General features: G+C 72.4%; 1 protein-coding gene. It reads right to left on the reverse strand.

The annotated features are described in order from the left end of the window. Positions 1–245, reverse strand: a 245-nt coding sequence (locus ACYQ0J_RS00300; protein WP_460170236.1) for a hypothetical protein, incomplete at its 3' end; no start/stop codon positions are given. Between the last annotated feature and the right edge of the window lies 1 nt (position 246).

The following is a 246-nucleotide window of genomic DNA, read 5'->3' on the forward strand; positions in this document are numbered from 1 at the left end:
TCCAGGAGCCTGAGGGCCCGGTCCAGGTCGGGCACCCGGCCCGGGCGCACCTCGTTCAGATCCAGCCACACTGCCGAGAGGAGGGCGTGGAGCTCCAGGGCCCGCTCCCGGGAGAGGCCGGAAGGGGAGAGGCTCCGGCTTTGGGCGAGGGCCTCGAGGTAGGCGAGGCGGGCGAGGAGCTTCTCCCGCTCGGCCTCCAGCTCCGCCACCCTCCTGCGCAAATGCTCCAGCTCGTCCACCCTCATC

It is taken from the genome of Thermus sp. FJN-A (assembly GCF_054655095.1).